Origin of the sequence: Pseudomonas sp. yb_2 (assembly GCF_043103905.1) — a bacterium.
Lineage (GTDB): Bacteria > Pseudomonadota > Gammaproteobacteria > Pseudomonadales > Pseudomonadaceae > Aquipseudomonas > Aquipseudomonas alloputida.
This window is the reverse complement of sequence record NZ_JBICKH010000066.1, coordinates 65,725-81,991: the sequence shown is the minus strand read 5'-3', so window position 1 is coordinate 81,991 and position 16,267 is coordinate 65,725. Positions and strand designations below refer to the sequence as shown.

Below are 16,267 nucleotides of genomic sequence, written 5' to 3'. Positions count from 1 at the left end.
GCCTTTTTCGGCATCGTCAAGAAGTAGTTGCCCGATATGCTCAAACGCCTCGCTGCCCTGGCGCTGTGTGCCTGCGCCCCTGTTCATGCCGCCCCCATGCTGGATCCAGGCCGTCTCCAGCAATTGGCCAATACCCCCTACTGGCTCGCCATTGGACATTACGAAACCGCCAAGCTCGGCGGCTGGCGCAGCTATGTGGATGATGATGCGTTCTTCCTCGCCGAAGATGGCGCGCACCATCCGGACCAGGAACTCAAGGCTACGGTCGCTGCGCTGTATGCCCCGGCCAGCCTCGGTGACAAGCACGCCCAGTGCGTATTCCCCGCTCGCACCCGCTGGCTGCGCGAACAGCTCGACCTGCAAGACTTGCCACAACCGGACTGCCAGGAATTCAAGACCTGGTACCAGTCGATCGACCCGCACAGCGCCGCGTTGATCTTCCCGGCAGCCTACCTGAACAGCCCGTCGTCGATGTTCGGGCACACCCTGCTGCGCATCGACCAGTCCAACACCCGCAGCGACGACACCACGCTGCTGAGCTACGCCATCAACTTCGGTGCCTATATCGAAGGCAGCGACAACAGCATCCTGTACGCCTGGAAAGGCCTGATGGGCGGCTACCCGGGGCTGTTCGCGCTGATGCCCTACCAGGAAAAACTCTCCGAATACCGCAGCCTGGAAAACCGCGACCTGTGGGAATACCAGCTGGACCTGACCCCCGAAGAAACCGGACGTATGGTCGAGCATGTGTGGGAGCTGAAGCAGATCCAGTTCGACTACTTCTTCTTCGACGAAAACTGCTCGTATCGCCTGCTGGAGCTGCTGCAAGTGGCCCGGCCGAGCCTGGACCTGACGTCTCAGTTCCCGCTGACCGCCATTCCCACCGACACGGTGAAGGCCGTGAAGCAGTCCGGGCTGGTCGCCAGCGAAACTTACCGCCCCTCTCGCGAACGTGAATTGCTGGCCAGAGCCGAGCCACTCGACCACGACGAAAAGCGCCAGGTGCTGGCTGTAAGCGCCGACACTGCGCAATTGCAAAGCCCAGAATTCCAGGCCCTGCCTCGCGAACGCCAAGCGTTGGTGCAAGATGCCGCGTATCGCCTTGAGCGGTATCGGGCCAACGGCCAGGAACGCGACCCAGGGCAAGCCAAACGCAGCTTCGAGTTGCTGCGGGCGATCAACAGCAACCCGCCGCCGCCCCTGCAGATCGAGCGCCCCGGCCTGCCCGAAGATGGCCATGACTCGCGCACCTGGCAACTGGGCGTGGGCACCCGTGAAGACCGCGCCTACGCCGAATATGGCTTGCGCATGGCCTACCACGACCTGAATGACAACGCCTATGGCTTCCCGCTGGGCGCACAGATCGAAATCCTGCAATTGAAGCTGCGCCAGTATGAAGGCAACGATTGGCAGGTGCAGCGCCTGGACCTGGCCACCATCCGTTCACTGACACCCCGTAACGAGCTGCTCAAGCCTTGGTCATGGCAAGTGGCCGGCGGGCTGGAGCGGGTGCCGGGCAAGCATGATGACGAAGTGCTGGTGAGCCATGTGAATGGCGGCGCTGGCGGCACCTGGCAGCTGGCCGACGGTTTGCTGGGGTTTGCCTTGGGCACGGTGCGGGTCGAGCATCACAACGACTTCGCTCAGTTCATTGCCCCGGCAGCTGGCTTCAATGGCGGGCTGCTGTGGCGCAACGGGCTGGGCAACATGACGCTGGAGGCCAAGGGCGATTACTTCACCAACGGCGAAGTGCGGCGCAGTGTAAGCCTGAACCAGCAGTGGGAAATCAGCCAGAACCTTGGTCTTCGGTTGAGCGCCTCGCGTGAGTTCAGCCACCTGGCCACGGCACAGAACGAGGTGATGCTCGAGCTGAAGTGGTATCACTACTGACGTGAATTGTGGGAGCCATCCGACTCTTTGACACTGTTTTGACACCTACCCGACAAACCGCCACCTAGACTTCCCATCATCAACTGGAGGGTTTTGTGGCTATGTCGCGGTACTGGTTCGGCGTGTGCGTCGCGTTGTTGCTGTCAGGTTGCGAAACCACCCACGAGCAGATGGTCAACCACGGTTACCCTCCTGCCTATGCGGATGGCTTCCAGGACGGCTGCAGCAGTGGCCGCCAGGCGGCCGGGCTGATGGTGGGCAACTTTCGCAAAAACGTACCGCGCTACCTGCACGAGCGTCAGTACGAAACCGGCTGGGACGATGGCTTCCGCCAGTGTCACGCCATGCAGAACAGCGAAGAACAGCGCCAATACCACGAGCGCTTCTGGGACCAGCGCGACCGCGAGTGGGAGCAGGAAAAGGACCGCGGCGCTGCCAAGGCCTATCGCCACAATTGAGTCGCAAACGGACATTCCTTTAAACCGGCGGCCTGCCATGATGGTCTCATGCACAAGGAGGCCCTACATGAGCCGAGCATTCGTCAACGAAGACCAAGCAGCCGACCAGGCCGACCAGCCGGTCGAGCGGCGCATCAGCGAACAGCCCAACTATGTGACGGCCAGCGGCCTGCGCCAGTTGCAGACGCGGGTGGCCGAGCTGAATGCCTTGCGCAGCGAACTGCAGGCGCAGGGCGAACGGGGTGACAAACAACGGCTGGCCGATACCGAGCGGGATCTGCGCTACTTCAGCGCGCGGGTGCAAAGCGCCCAGGTGGTACCCGCGGCGACTTCCCATAGCAAGGTACAGATTGGTAGCCGGGTGCGGTTTGTCGACGCGCAGGACCAGGAGCAGGTGGTGCAGCTGGTGGGCGAGGATGAGGCGGATGCCGGGCACGGGTTGATCAACTGGGGTTCGCCATTGGGGCGGGCTTTGCTCGGGGCTGGGCCGGGGGATGAGGTGGTCTGGCGGCGGCCGGTGGGGGAACAGGTGATAGAGGTGGTTGAGATTCTGGGCGAGGGTTGAGGGCCCTGGGGCTGCTTTGCAGCCCATCGCGACGCAAAGCGGCCCCCTACGGTCTCAGATCAGACCACGCCCTGAGCCAGCATCGCATCGGCCACTTTCACGAAGCCCGCGATGTTCGCCCCCTTGACGTAGTTGATCCGGCCATCAGCCTCTTCACCGTAGTGCACGCATGCATGGTGAATCGACTGCATGATGTTGTGCAGCTTGCTGTCCACTTCACCGGCCGTCCACAGCAGGCGCATGGCGTTCTGCGACATTTCCAGGCCCGACACGGCTACGCCGCCCGCATTGGAGGCCTTGCCCGGGGCGTACAGAATGCCGGCGTCCAGGAAGATATCCACAGCCTCGAGGGTAGTCGGCATGTTGGCGCCTTCGGCCACACAGATACAGCCGTTACGCAGCAAGGTGCGGGCATCTTCGGCGCCCAGCTCGTTCTGGGTGGCGCATGGCAGGGCGATGTCGCACGGCAGGCTCCACGGGGTCTGGCCCTTGCGGAACTCCAGGCCGAATTGCCCGGCCAGCTCGCTGATACGTCCGCGCTTGACGTTTTTCAGCTCCATCAAGGCGTCCCACTGGGCGTCGGTCAGCCCGGCTTCTGCATACAAGGTACCTTCAGAGTCAGACAGCGAGATCACCTTGCCGCCCAGGTCCATGACCTTACGCGCAGCATACTGGGCGACGTTGCCCGAACCGGACACCGCCACGCGGCGGCCGTCGATACGCTTGTCCTGACGCTTGAGCATTTCTTCGGCGAAGTAAACGCAGCCATAGCCGGTGGCTTCCGGGCGGATCAGGCTGCCGCCATAGGTCATGCCCTTACCGGTCAACACCGAGGTGAACTGGTTGGCCAGGCGCTTGTACTGGCCGAACATGAAGCCGATTTCGCGGGCACCCACGCCGATGTCACCAGCCGGTACGTCGCAGTCAGCGCCGATGTGGCGATACAGCTCGCTCATGAACGCCTGGCAGAAGCGCATCACTTCGGCGTCGCTCTTGCCTTTCGGGTCAAAGTCCGAGCCGCCCTTGCCGCCGCCCATGGGCAGCGAGGTCAGCGAGTTCTTGAACACCTGCTCGAACGCCAGGAACTTCAGCACGCTTAGGTTCACCGACGGGTGGAAGCGCAGCCCGCCCTTGTACGGGCCAATGGCACTGCTCATCTGAATGCGGTAGCCGCGGTTGACCTGCACCTTGCCCTGGTCATCGACCCAAGAAACGCGGAAAAGTACGGCGCGCTCGGGCTCAACCATGCGCTCGAGGATGCCGGACTGCAGATAGTGGGGGTTGGCTTCAAGGAATGGCCACAGGGTGCGCAGCACCTCTTCCACCGCCTGGTGGAATTCCGGCTGGCCTGGGTCACGCTGCTTTAGGCGTGCAAGGAAATTGTCGACAGATTCGATCATGGTAGACATCTCACCAAGAGGATTGGACTTATTGGTTTTTTCAGGAATGTACCAAGAAGCAATCGCACCGGAATAGGGCGAAATGTCGTTTTTTTGAAATTATTTGGTGCGTTTTATGTAAGTGTATACAAAATACAGCTTCGCCTCGCCATTTATAGCGGTCCGCCAGGCACAAAAATGGGGCCACTTGGGGCCCCATTCTTGTGCATCAGAAAACCGGCTTACTGGGCCAGTTTCTTGTGCCGTACACGGTGCGGCTGGGCAGCAGCATCACCCAGACGCTTCTTGCGGTCGGCTTCGTACTCGGTGTAGTTACCTTCGAAGAACACCACGTTCGAGTCGTCTTCGTACGCCAGGATGTGGGTAGCCACACGGTCCAGGAACCAACGGTCGTGGGAAATCACGATCGCGGCGCCCGGGAAGTCCAGCAGGGCTTCTTCCAGCGAACGCAAGGTTTCGACGTCGAGGTCGTTGGACGGTTCGTCGAGCAGCAGAACGTTACCGCCTTCCTTCAGGGTCAGGGCCAGGTGCAGGCGGCCACGCTCACCACCGGACAGGTCCTTGACGAACTTCTGCTGATCGCCACCTTTGAAGTTGAAGCGGCCAACGTAGGTACGCGAAGGGATCTCGTAGTTGCCGATGCGGATCTGGTCGGAACCGTCGGAGATCTGCTGGAACACGGTCTTGGCGCCGTCCAGGTCCTCACGGCTCTGGTCAACACAGGCCAACTGTACGGTTTCACCGATCTCGATGCTGCCCGAGTCCGGTTGCTCCTTGCCCATCAACATGCGGAACAGGGTCGACTTACCGGCACCGTTACCACCGATCACGCCAACGATGGCACCTTTGGGCATGGAGAACGACAGGTTGTCGATCAGCACACGGTCGCCGTAGCCCTTGGTGACGTTCTTGAACTCGATGACCTTGTCACCCAGGCGCGGACCGGCCGGGATGTAGATTTCGTTGGTTTCGCTGCGCTTCTGGAATTCCTGCGACTGCATTTCTTCAAAGCGCTGCAGACGGGCCTTGGACTTGGACTGGCGGGCTTTGGCGCCTTTGCGCACCCACTCCAGTTCCTCTTTCATGGCCTTTTCGTGGGCGCTCTGCTGCTTGGATTCCTGCGCCAGACGCTCCGACTTGGCTTCCAGCCAGCCCGAGTAGTTGCCTTCGTACGGGATGCCGGCGCCGCGGTCCAGCTCCAGGATCCAGCCGGCGACGTTGTCGAGGAAGTAACGGTCGTGGGTAATGGCTACCACGGTGCCCGGGAAGTCGTGCAGGAAGCGCTCCAGCCAGGCCACCGAGTCGGCGTCCAGGTGGTTGGTCGGTTCGTCGAGCAGCAGCATGTCGGGTGCCGACAGCAGCAGGCGGCACAGGGCCACACGGCGTTTCTCACCACCGGACAGGTGTTCGATGCGCGCATCCCAGGCCGGCAGGCGCAGGGCGTCGGCAGCGACGTCCAGCTGGCGCTCCAGGTTGTGGCCATCGGCGGCCTGCAGGATGGCTTCCAGCTTGGCCTGCTCGGCGGCCAGCTTGTCGAAGTCGGCATCCGGCTCGGCGTAGGCCGCGTAGACCTCGTCCAGGCGGGCCTGGGCGTCCTTGATTACGCTGACCGCTTCCTCGACCACTTCACGCACGGTCTTGGTTGGGTCCAGTTGCGGTTCCTGTGGCAGGTAACCCACGTTGATGTCGGGCATCGGACGGGCTTCGCCGTCGAATTCCTTGTCGACGCCCGCCATGATCCGCAGCAGGGTCGATTTACCGGCGCCGTTCAGGCCAAGTACGCCAATCTTGGCGCCTGGGAAGAACGACAGGGAAATGTTCTTGAGAATTTCCCGCTTCGGCGGCACGACCTTGCTCAGCCGATGCATGGTGTAGACGTATTGAGCCAAAACCAAGCCCTCTAATCAGATAGGTAAAGACATCGCCGATCGCCCCGGCACGCGGTGGCCAGTGGGATGTGTTTACGGGGTGTCATTGAACAAAGTCGACCATTCTACGCCAACGCGCGGCGTTGCATAGGAGGGGCCGATGGTGGGGTGTGATCAGTGCGGTCACTGGGATGAATTCATTGCCTGTGCCGGCCTCTTCGCGGGCATGCCCGCTCCCACAGCGTCACCACAGAGTCTGAAGAATCCGCATTCCTGTGGGAGCGGGCGAGCCCGCGAAAGGGCCGGCACAGCAGCCGAAGAGGCTCAGACGTGACGCTGTTTGGCCTTGCCCCGCGGCAGGCGGCAACGGTCGCCCTGCTCGGCCAGGCGCGCGGCCCAGGCGGACTTCACGCTGAAGCCGCCGCTGCGGGCAGGTTGCTGCTCGGCCGCCTTGGCCGGTTTGCCAGGTGCAGGCGCAGTGCTGACCACCTTGGCTGCCGGCTTGGCCGCCGCCACTGCGACAGCCGGCTCTGCTGCCACCTTGGCGGTCTTGCGCAGTTCAGCCAGCGATGGGGCCTTGCTTTTTGCGGCAGCGGCCGCCTCAGGTTTGCCCAGCGAACGCTGGCAAGACTTGCAGGATACGTCCTCGGTCACGGCAGTGCTGACAAGGGTCTGACTGCTGCGCCCGCAGGCGGAATCGAGGCCATTGGAGGAAAAGTGAGTAACCAAAACCGAACATCTCCGATGCGTTGTCATGTGAAGCGGGCGCTATTCTCGCACAGGTTACAGGGGCTTGCCGAACCACCGGGCAGCCACCATCGGTCAACATGGCTGGCACTTCGCCATAATCCGAGGCATGCTAGCCGGTTTCGGGTGTCCGGCCTTATAGTGCGCCACCGCGGTGCGCAAGCCGGGCGCCGGCACGCACCGTGCACGATCATTCCCTGCCATCGCCAGCCCAATCGCAGGATCAACGCTTGACCAACCTTACTCATCCGTCGTCATTGCGTTCCGCCCCACAAGCACCCGCGACTCTCCTGCGCGGGTCGATCAAGGGTGCGCTGGCGCTGCTGGCCCTGATCCTGCTGGGCCTGCTGCTGTGGCAGCTGTTCGCCCAGTTCAATCATACCCAGGCCGAATTGCGCAAACAGAGCCTGGACGCCTCCGCGGAACTGGCCGACCACCTGAGCCTGAACATGGCGCTCAAGGCGCAACAGGCCGTGAACGTGGTGCAACCCTACCCTGATGCACCGACACCTGCCGCCCTGCCCAGCCTGCTCGGTACCCTGCGCGAACGCCTTCCCGCCCTGCAGAGCGTGGCCTGGCTGGACAACGTCGGGCAGCTACGCGCCGACAGCCTGGCCGGCAGCCCCGACCGCCAGTCACTTGACGAGTTGCTCGTGCTGAGCCAGGGACGCCCGTACTTCTTCACCAATTCGGCCGACAACCACCTCCTGTACCTGTTGCTGCGCCAGGATGCCGCACAGGGTAGCGGCTACTGGCTGCTGCGCCTGTCACCGGACTATTACCGCGAGCTCACCCTCCACCTCGAGGGCAGTGGCCACCCGCAGTGGCTGCTGGAAAACAGCCGCAGCGGCGAGGTGCTGCAGCGCCATGCCGCAGCCGACACCAGCGACGAGCCGCTGCAAAGCGTGATGCTGGCCTTTATCGAAAACAGCACCTGGCAGCTACGCGGTCTGTTCGACGCCAAACTGGCCCAGCAAAAATTATTGCCGGCGCTGCTCGGCAAGTGCCTGCTGGTGCTGTTCTGCGCCCTGCTGCCAGTGCTGGCGCTGATCAACATGCGTCGCCGCCAACGGGCGCTGCAGGAAGACCGCCGGCGTTATCAGGAAATTTTTGAAGGCACCGGCGTTGCCCTGTGCGTGCTCGACCTGTCCAGCCTGCCCGGCCAGCTCGACCGCTACCACCTGCGTAACCGGGCCGCGCTCAAGCACAGCCTGGCGCTGGACCCGAACCTGCGCCGCTCGCTGCTGCTGGAGCTGAAGATCACCGAGGTCAACCAAGTGGCGCGCCAGCTGCTGAACATCGACTGCCACGAAGGTGCCTGGCAGCGGCTGATCGATGGCACTGGCGACAGCCGAGACAGCGTCGGCATGCAACTGATCGACGCACTGATCGAACAACGCCCGTTGCTGGAGCTGGAAGTGCGCCTGCCGACACCGCAGGGCACCGAGCTGCACCTGTGGCTGATGGCGCGCCTGCCGCTGCAGCGCCGTGATTATCAGGCGGTGATCCTCAGCATCAGCGATATCACCAGCCGCAAACAGGTGGAGCTGTCGCTACTGGAACGCGAAAGTTTCTGGTCGGACGTGGTACGCACCGTACCCGACCAGTTGTATGTGCAGGATGTGCCGAGCCAGCGGATGATCTTCAGCAACCGCCACCTCGGCCAGACCCTGGGCTACGACCGCACCGAGCTGGCACAGATGGGCGACCGCTTCTGGGAGCTGCTGCTGCACCCCGAGGACGCCGCACACTACCAGGCACTGCGCCGCCAACAGCGCGACAACTGTCATGACCAACCGCTGCACTGCCAGCTGCGCTTCCGCCACCGCGACGGAAGCTGGCGCTGCTACGACATCCGCGAGCAGGTGCTGACCCGCAACGCCGAAGGCCTGGTGACGCGCATCATCGGTGTGGGCAAGGATGTGACCGTTCAGATCGAGGCCAGCCAGTCGCTACGTGACAGCGAGCAACGCTACCGCATGCTCGCCGAAAGCATCAGCGACGTGATCTTTTCCACCGACAACCAGCTCAAGCTCAACTATGTCAGCCCCTCGGTACAGAGCGTGCTGGGCTACCAGGCCGACTGGATCTTCGCCAACGGCTGGCAGTCGATCGTCGCCAACCCGGCCCAGCTCACTGGCATCTACAGCCTGATGGAGCGTGTCAGCAAGGCCATGGGCGATCCGGCGCAGATGGCGCAACTGTGCAGCCAGTTACCCACCCAACTGTTCCTGTTCGACTGCCTGCGTGCCGATGGCCGCAAGATCCCGATCGAGCTGCGCCTGGTGCTGGTGTGGGACGATGACCAGCGCTTCGAAGGCGTACTCGGGGTGGGCCGCGACATCAGCCAGCAACGTCGTGCCGAAAAAGACCTGCGCATGGCCGCGACCGTATTCGAACATTCCACGTCGGCGATCCTCATCACCGACCCGGCCGGCTATATCGTTCAGGCCAACGAGGCGTTCAGCCGCGTCAGCGGTTACGCCGTCAGTGAAGTGCTCGACCAACTGCCGGGCATGCTCACTGTCGACGAACAGCAGGAAGGCCACCTGCGCTATGTGGTCAAGCAACTGCACCAGCGCGGCAGCTGGGAAGGTGAGGTGTGGCTCAAGCGCCGTGACGGCGACCACTACCCGGCCTGGGTCGGCATCACCGCGGTACTGGACGACGAAGGCGACCTGGCCAGCTACGTGTGCTTCTTCACCGACATCAGCGAACGCAAGGCCAGCGAACAGCGCATCCACCGCCTGGCCTACTACGACGCCCTTACCCACCTGCCCAACCGCACACTGTTCCAGGACCGTTTGTACAACGCCCTGCAGCAGGCCGAGCGGCAGAAGGCCTGGGTGGTGCTGATGTTCCTCGACCTCGACCGCTTCAAACCGATCAACGACTCCCTCGGCCATGCGGCCGGCGACCGCATGCTCAAGGACATGGCCCTGCGCCTGCTGGCCTGCGTGGATGACGACGACACGGTGGCACGCATGGGCGGCGACGAGTTCACCCTGTTGCTGCAACCGCGCCCCACCCGTGAAATGGCCCTGAACCGCGCCATCCACGTGGCCGAGAACATCCTCGGCAGCCTGGTGCGGCCGTTCGTGCTGGAAAACCGCGAGTTCTTCGTTACCGCCAGCATCGGCATCGCCCTCAGCCCGCAGGATGGCAGTGAGCTGAGCCAGCTGATGAAGAACGCCGACACCGCCATGTACCACGCCAAGGAGCGCGGCAAGAACAACTTCCAGTTCTACCAGGCCGAAATGAACGCCAGCGCCCTGGAGCGCCTGGAGCTGGAAAGCGACCTGCGCCATGCCATGGAGCAGAACGAGTTCATCCTCTATTACCAGCCGCAGTTCAGCGGCGACGGCAAGCGCCTGACCGGCGCCGAAGCGCTGCTGCGCTGGCGTCACCCGACCCGAGGCCTGGTGCCGCCGGGCGACTTCATCCCGGTGATCGAGGAACTGGGCCTGGTGGTGGACGTGGGCGACTGGGTGCTGCGCGAGGCCAGCCGCCAGCTCAAGGCCTGGCACAAGGCCAAGGTGCGGGTGCCGAAAGTGTCGGTGAATATTTCGGCGCGGCAGTTCTCCGACGGCCAGCTAGGCACGCGGATTGCCAACATCCTGGAAGAAAGCGGCCTGCCGCCGGCATGCCTGGAACTGGAGTTGACCGAAAGTATCCTGATGCGCGAGGTGAACGAGGCGCTGCAGATTCTTGCCAGCCTGAAGAACCTCGGCCTGAGCATTGCGGTAGACGACTTCGGCACCGGCTACTCGTCGCTCAACTACCTCAAGCAGTTCCCCATCGACGTCCTGAAGATCGACCGGACCTTCGTCGACGGCCTGCCCGAAGGCGAGCAGGACGCGCAGATTGCCCGGGCGATCATCGCCATGGCCCACAGCCTCAACCTGGCAGTCATCGCCGAGGGCGTGGAAACCCACGAACAGCTGGAGTTCCTGCGCGAGCATGGTTGCGACGAGGTGCAGGGCTATCTGTTCGGGCGGCCGATGCCAGCGCATCAGTTCGAGGCGCAATTCTCCAACGAGACCTTGTTCATGTTCCATTGACCCGCACACAAGGTCCCCGTAGGAGCGGGTTTACCCGCGAACACCGGCCAAGCCGGTGCCATCCACCGCGCCGCATTCCTGCATAAAAAAGCGGACTTCCAGGTCAACTCCCGCCCCCGCCCAGCCCAGAAACGGCGCGGGATGCAAGATGAAGCCCATTGGTCTGCGACTTGACGCCACTTCATATGCCAGCCGCGAATCAATCGGTTAGAATGCACACCCAAATTACCCCGATCCTTGAGGACCGCCATGTTCAGCCGTGATTTGACCATTGCCAAGTACGACGCCGAGCTCTTCGAAGCCATGCAGCAAGAAGCTCTGCGCCAGGAAGAGCATATCGAGCTGATCGCTTCGGAAAACTACACCAGCCCGGCAGTCATGGAAGCCCAGGGCTCGGTCCTGACCAACAAGTACGCCGAAGGCTACCCAGGCAAGCGCTACTACGGCGGTTGCGAGTACGTCGACGTCGTCGAGCAACTGGCCATCGACCGTGCCAAGGAGCTGTTCGGCGCCGACTACGCCAACGTACAGCCGCACGCTGGCTCCCAGGCCAACGCTGCCGTCTACCTGGCCCTGCTGTCGGCCGGTGACACCATCCTGGGCATGAGCCTGGCACACGGTGGCCACCTGACCCACGGTGCTTCGGTAAGCTCCTCGGGCAAGCTGTACAACGCCATCCAGTACGGCATCGACGGCAACGGCCTGATCGACTACGACGAAGTCGAGCGCCTGGCTGTCGAGCACAAGCCCAAGATGATCGTTGCCGGCTTCTCGGCCTACTCGCAGGTTCTGGACTTCGCCCGCTTCCGCGCCATCGCCGACAAGGTCGGTGCCTACCTGTTCGTCGACATGGCCCACGTTGCCGGCCTGGTTGCCGCTGGCGTGTACCCGAACCCTGTTCCGTTCGCCGACGTGGTCACCACCACCACCCACAAGACCCTGCGCGGCCCGCGCGGCGGCCTGATCCTGGCCCGTGCCAACGCCGACATCGAGAAGAAGCTGAACTCCGCCGTCTTCCCGGGCGCCCAGGGCGGCCCGCTGGAGCACGTCATCGCGGCCAAGGCCATCTGCTTCAAGGAAGCCCTGCAGCCAGAGTTCAAGGCTTACCAGCAGCAGGTCGTGAAGAACGCCCAGGCCATGGCCAGCGTGTTCATCGAGCGCGGTTTCGACGTGGTTTCCGGTGGCACCCAGAACCACCTGTTCCTGCTGTCGCTGATCAAGCAGGAAATCTCCGGTAAGGATGCTGACGCCGCCCTGGGCAAAGCCTTCATCACCGTCAACAAGAACTCGGTACCGAACGACCCGCGTTCGCCGTTCGTTACCTCGGGCCTGCGTTTCGGCACCCCAGCCGTGACCACCCGTGGTTTCAAGGAAGCCGAGTGCAAGGAACTGGCCGGCTGGATCTGCGACATCCTGGCCGACCTGAACAACGAAGCGGTGATCGACGCCGTCCGTGAGAAGGTCAAGGCCATCTGCAAGAAGCTGCCGGTTTACGGCAACTGATTGGCGCTTGCCTAAAGTGAAAGAGCCCGGCCCAGTGCCGGGCTTTTTCGTGAACGGACCATGAAACACGTTCGCAGGCCTGATACACATCCTGTGGGAGCGGGCGTGCCCGCGAAGAAGGCTACGCGGTGGATGGCACCGGCTGCGCCGGTGTTCGCGGGCACGCCCGCTCCCACAGGGAATGATTTCGAGCAGCGACGTGCCATCACGTATTACCCTGTTTGACACTACCAACCACAGGCCACACCTTGACCAGAGAGCAACTCGAAACCCGGCAGATCCCCATCTACTTCGCCGCCGTACTGGCCGCGATCGTTTTCGGCCTGCTGGCCAGCGACACTGCGCGCCAGCTTGAAGCCCTGATCACCCCCGCCATCGCCGTGCTGATGTACGCGATGTTCCTGCAAATACCCTTCCTCGACCTGCGCCAGGGCCTGGGTAACCGCCGCTTCATCACGGCCCTGCTACTGGCCAATTTCATTCTCGTTCCGCTGCTTGTCTGGGCCATCACCCGTGGGCTGGTGGAACACCCGGCGATCCTCGTCGGTGCCTTGCTGGTGCTGCTTACGCCCTGCATCGACTACGTGGTGGTGTTCACCCACATTGGCAAAGGCGACTCACGCCTGACCCTGGCCGCAACCCCCCTGTTATTGCTGGCGCAACTGGTGCTGCTGCCGGTGTACCTGGCCCTGATGCTGGGTGGCAGCAGCCAGGTGGCAATCTCCATCACCCCGTTCCTGGAAGCCTTCGTGCTGTTGATCGTGTTGCCGATGGCCCTCGCGGTGCTCACCAGCGCCGGTGCCCGGCGCTCGCGCGCAGTCGCGACCTGGAACGACGCCTGGGCGTGGTTGCCGGTGCCGGCCATGGCCTTGGTGCTGATGGTGGTGATCGCTTCGCAGATTGACGTGGTACTGCGTGATTTCGACCGTTTGCTGCCGGTGATTCCGGTATACATCGGCTTCATGCTGCTGGCGCCGGTGCTCGGCTTCATCTGTGCGCGCCTGCTGCGCCTGCCAGCCAGCGAGGCACGCTCGGTGACCTTCAGCGCAGCCACGCGCAACTCGCTGGTGGTGCTGCCGCTGGCGCTGGCGTTGCCAGAAGAGATGCGCGGGTTGGCGGCAGCGGCGGTGATCACACAAACCTTGGTAGAGCTGGTGAGTGAACTGATCTATGTACGGGCAGTTCCACGCCTCGTACGCTGATCGATCAGCACATGCATAAGTTGTAGGGGCCCGGTATCGCGACAGCCGGTCAGGCTCTGTATGAAAAGCCTTGAGGTTCGGTGATGCTGCGTTGAAAACAGCCTGACCTTCGTCTCAAGGCTTAATACAGCCCCTAGAACCTGGCCCGCAACGCCACGTTGAAATTGCGCGGCTCGCCATAGAAGTTCCAGTAATTGGGGTTACCCAAGGTCTGGTAGTACTTTTTGTCAAACACGTTGTCCAGGTTGTACTGCACTTCAAGACGCTTGTTGATCTCGTAGATCGCATGCAGGTTCGTCAGGTGGTATGCGTCCTGCTGGATCTTGTAGTCTTCGCCAACCTCAGTCTGGGTCATCTTGCTCTGCGCATAGAAGCTGCCACCCACACGCAGCTGGTTGAGCGCGCCTGGCAGGCGGTAGTCGGTCGCAACCTTGAACAGGTGGCGCGGCGAGGCGCCGTTGAAGTCTTCACCTTTCTGCTCGCCACCGATGTACTTGGACTGGGTGTAGGTGTACCCCGCCGATACATTCCAGTTCGCCAGCACCTCACCGGTCAGCTCCAGCTCGATACCTTTGTTGCGCACCTTGTCGGAGGCACGATAGCAAGCCCAAGTCTGCGCACAGGTCACCCGCTCGGCCCGGCCGGTCTGGTCGGCCTGGAACAGCGCGATGGCGGTTTGCAAGCGCTTGTCCAGAAACTCACCCTTCAAACCGATTTCGTAGTTGCTGCCGGTCATCGGCTGGAGCGTGGTGCCCTCCGCATCTTGCGCGCTCTGCGGCTTGAAGATTTCGGTGTAGCTGGCGTATGCCGACCAGTTCTCGTTCAGGTCCTGCACAAGGCCCGCATAAGGTGTGACTTCGCCACTCTTGGAAAAACGCTTATGGTCTGTGGGCTCACGCACGCCATTGGTGTCGTCCAGCGAATCGTGGCTGTACCAGCTCAGGCGGCTGCCCAGAATGAACGTGGTGCTGTCGGTAAGGCTGAACCGGCTGGCCACGTACACGCCCTTTTGCTCCTGAGTGCGGTTGTATTGCCACTGGTTGACGTTGAGGGCTGTCGGCTTGGGCGGATCGAACGCTGCCAGGTTGTTCATGTCGACGATGTAGCGGTAGGTGGCATCGCGCCCCCCGTGATAGTCGAAATCGTCCTTGTTCCAATTGCCACCCACGATCAGCTCATGCTGGCGGCCCAGCAGCTGGAACGGGCCGGTGAAATAGCCGTCGATGCTGGTCTGGGTGTCATCGAAGTGAAAGTGGCGCGGGTTGAGGGTGAACAGGTCGGGGCCGCCACCCGGATAGGTGTAGTTACCGAGAAAGTCCGACTTGGCCCACATCTGGTTCACGGCCACCACGCCCTTCCAGCCGTTGGCAAAGGTATGCTGGATGTCGGCGAACACGGTGGTATTGCGCTTGTCCAGGTGGTTCCAGTCGCCGGTCAGCGAGGTAGAGCGCGAAACCGGGTAGAACGCGCCGCTCTCCTTGCTGGGGAGGCCCGACCAGTCATAACCGGAGTTGCGTTCCTTCTGGTAGGTAAACCCGAAGGTGGCCAGGGTTGACTCAGCCAGGTCGGCCTCGATGATGCCATAGAACAGTTGGTTCTCTTTCTGGGCAGTGTCCAGGTAGCTGTTGGCATTGTTGTACGTAATGACCGAGCGGCCGCGCAGGGTGCCTGCTTCGTTCAGCGGCGCAGACAGGTCGACCATGGTCTTGTAGTCGTCCCAGGAGCCGACCGATGTTTCGATCAACGCCTGGCGCTCGGCCGTGGGCCGCTTGCGGACCAGGTTGATGGAGGCCGACGGATTACCCGCGCCTTCCATCAGGCCGGTGGCGCCCCGCACCACTTCCACGCGGTCGTAGATGTCGGTGTTGGGCTTGGAAATGGTATCCATCGAGTACGGGTTGCCAATGTTGGTCGGCACGCCATCAATCTGCAGGTTGTCGACCGTCTGCCCGCGAGCCTGGTACAGCGAGCGCTCGCTGCCGTTCTTGATGATGGTGACGCCGGTGGCGTTACGCATTACGTCGTCAAGGTTCTTCATATTCTGGTCGTCCATGCGCTGACGGGTGACCACCGTGACCGACTGGGGCGTTTCACGCAGGCTCATCGGCAGCTTGGTGGCAGTGGACGAACGGCCCGTCGCATAAGCCCCTGTAGCCTCCGTCACAGCACCCAGGCCCTGGCCCGAGATGGTGGTGGCGCCCAAGGTCACCGCGCCTGCCGCATCTTCGGCCTGGCTCACCAGCTGGAACTCCCGCTCACCCGTGCGCACGGCCGCCACACCGGTGCCGGCCAGCATCTGCGCCAGCGCCACGTCTACGCTCAAGGCGTGCACCGCCTGGCTCTGCTTGTTGGCCGTCAGCGCCGCATCACCGCCGATCAACAGCCCGGCCTGGCTGGCCAACAGGTTCAGTTGGCGCGCCAATGGCCCGGCTGGAATGTCGAATACCACGCGTTGGGCTGCAGCACTGCTGTCGGCCTCGGCGACGGCAACGTGGCCGCCAAGGGCTAGGAAAATGGCCAGGGCCAACGGATGACGGTGCGCGGAGGCAGAGTCGCGAAGCAGCATGGAAGAA

General features: G+C 62.6%; 10 protein-coding genes. 6 read left to right on the top strand and 4 right to left on the bottom strand.

Going from position 1 to position 16,267, the window contains the following annotated elements:
- The first annotated feature begins 36 nt into the window (after positions 1–36).
- The 3 genes from ACF8FB_RS16550 (at position 37) to ACF8FB_RS16540 (ending at position 2,913) form a co-directional block, all read left to right on the top strand.
- A complete protein-coding gene (locus ACF8FB_RS16550; RefSeq protein WP_049586363.1) occupies positions 37–1,890 on the top strand; it encodes a DUF4105 domain-containing protein in 1,854 nt (617 codons plus the stop codon).
- Between the two features lie 101 nt (positions 1,891–1,991).
- On the top strand, positions 1,992–2,348 hold the full coding sequence (locus tag ACF8FB_RS16545; protein ID WP_176685629.1) for a hypothetical protein: 357 nt from the start codon (positions 1,992–1,994) through the stop codon (positions 2,346–2,348).
- 67 nt (positions 2,349–2,415) lie between these two features.
- A complete protein-coding gene (locus ACF8FB_RS16540; protein WP_010951933.1) occupies positions 2,416–2,913 on the top strand; it encodes a GreA/GreB family elongation factor in 498 nt (165 codons plus the stop codon).
- Between the two features lie 59 nt (positions 2,914–2,972).
- Here the strand turns inward: ACF8FB_RS16540 and gdhA are convergent, their stop codons facing one another.
- The 3 genes from gdhA to ACF8FB_RS16525 form a co-directional block, all read right to left on the bottom strand.
- On the bottom strand, positions 2,973–4,313 hold the full coding sequence (gene gdhA, locus ACF8FB_RS16535) for an NADP-specific glutamate dehydrogenase (RefSeq protein WP_003247498.1): 1,341 nt from the start codon (positions 4,311–4,313) through the stop codon (positions 2,973–2,975).
- A gap of 221 nt (positions 4,314–4,534) precedes the next feature.
- Positions 4,535–6,202, bottom strand: a complete 1,668-nt coding sequence (gene ettA, locus ACF8FB_RS16530; protein ID WP_010951931.1) for an energy-dependent translational throttle protein EttA — start codon at positions 6,200–6,202, stop codon at positions 4,535–4,537.
- Positions 6,203–6,505: 303 nt separating this feature from the next.
- Positions 6,506–6,910, bottom strand: a complete 405-nt coding sequence (locus ACF8FB_RS16525; protein ID WP_017148090.1) for a hypothetical protein — start codon at positions 6,908–6,910, stop codon at positions 6,506–6,508.
- A gap of 248 nt (positions 6,911–7,158) precedes the next feature.
- On the opposite strand from ACF8FB_RS16525, the gene ACF8FB_RS16520 reads away from it, so the two are divergent.
- The 3 genes from ACF8FB_RS16520 to ACF8FB_RS16510 all read left to right on the top strand — a co-directional run bounded on the left by ACF8FB_RS16520 (position 7,159) and on the right by ACF8FB_RS16510 (position 13,694).
- The gene (locus ACF8FB_RS16520) at positions 7,159–10,989 is read left to right on the top strand and encodes an EAL domain-containing protein (RefSeq protein ID WP_010951929.1); all 3,831 of its coding nucleotides are present in this window, start codon (positions 7,159–7,161) and stop codon (positions 10,987–10,989) included.
- 249 nt (positions 10,990–11,238) lie between these two features.
- Positions 11,239–12,492: a serine hydroxymethyltransferase gene (gene glyA / locus ACF8FB_RS16515; protein ID WP_003247505.1), complete on the top strand. Its 1,254-nt coding sequence runs from the start codon at positions 11,239–11,241 to the stop codon at positions 12,490–12,492.
- A 248-nt stretch (positions 12,493–12,740) separates the two neighbouring features.
- The gene (locus tag ACF8FB_RS16510; RefSeq protein WP_392511570.1) at positions 12,741–13,694 is read left to right on the top strand and encodes an arsenic resistance protein; all 954 of its coding nucleotides are present in this window, start codon (positions 12,741–12,743) and stop codon (positions 13,692–13,694) included.
- A 133-nt stretch (positions 13,695–13,827) separates the two neighbouring features.
- Here ACF8FB_RS16510 and ACF8FB_RS16505 read toward each other — a convergent pair whose 3' ends face one another.
- Positions 13,828–16,260, bottom strand: coding sequence for a TonB-dependent siderophore receptor (locus tag ACF8FB_RS16505; RefSeq protein ID WP_392511569.1), 2,433 nt, complete (start codon positions 16,258–16,260; stop codon positions 13,828–13,830).
- Positions 16,261–16,267: the final 7 nt, after the last annotated feature.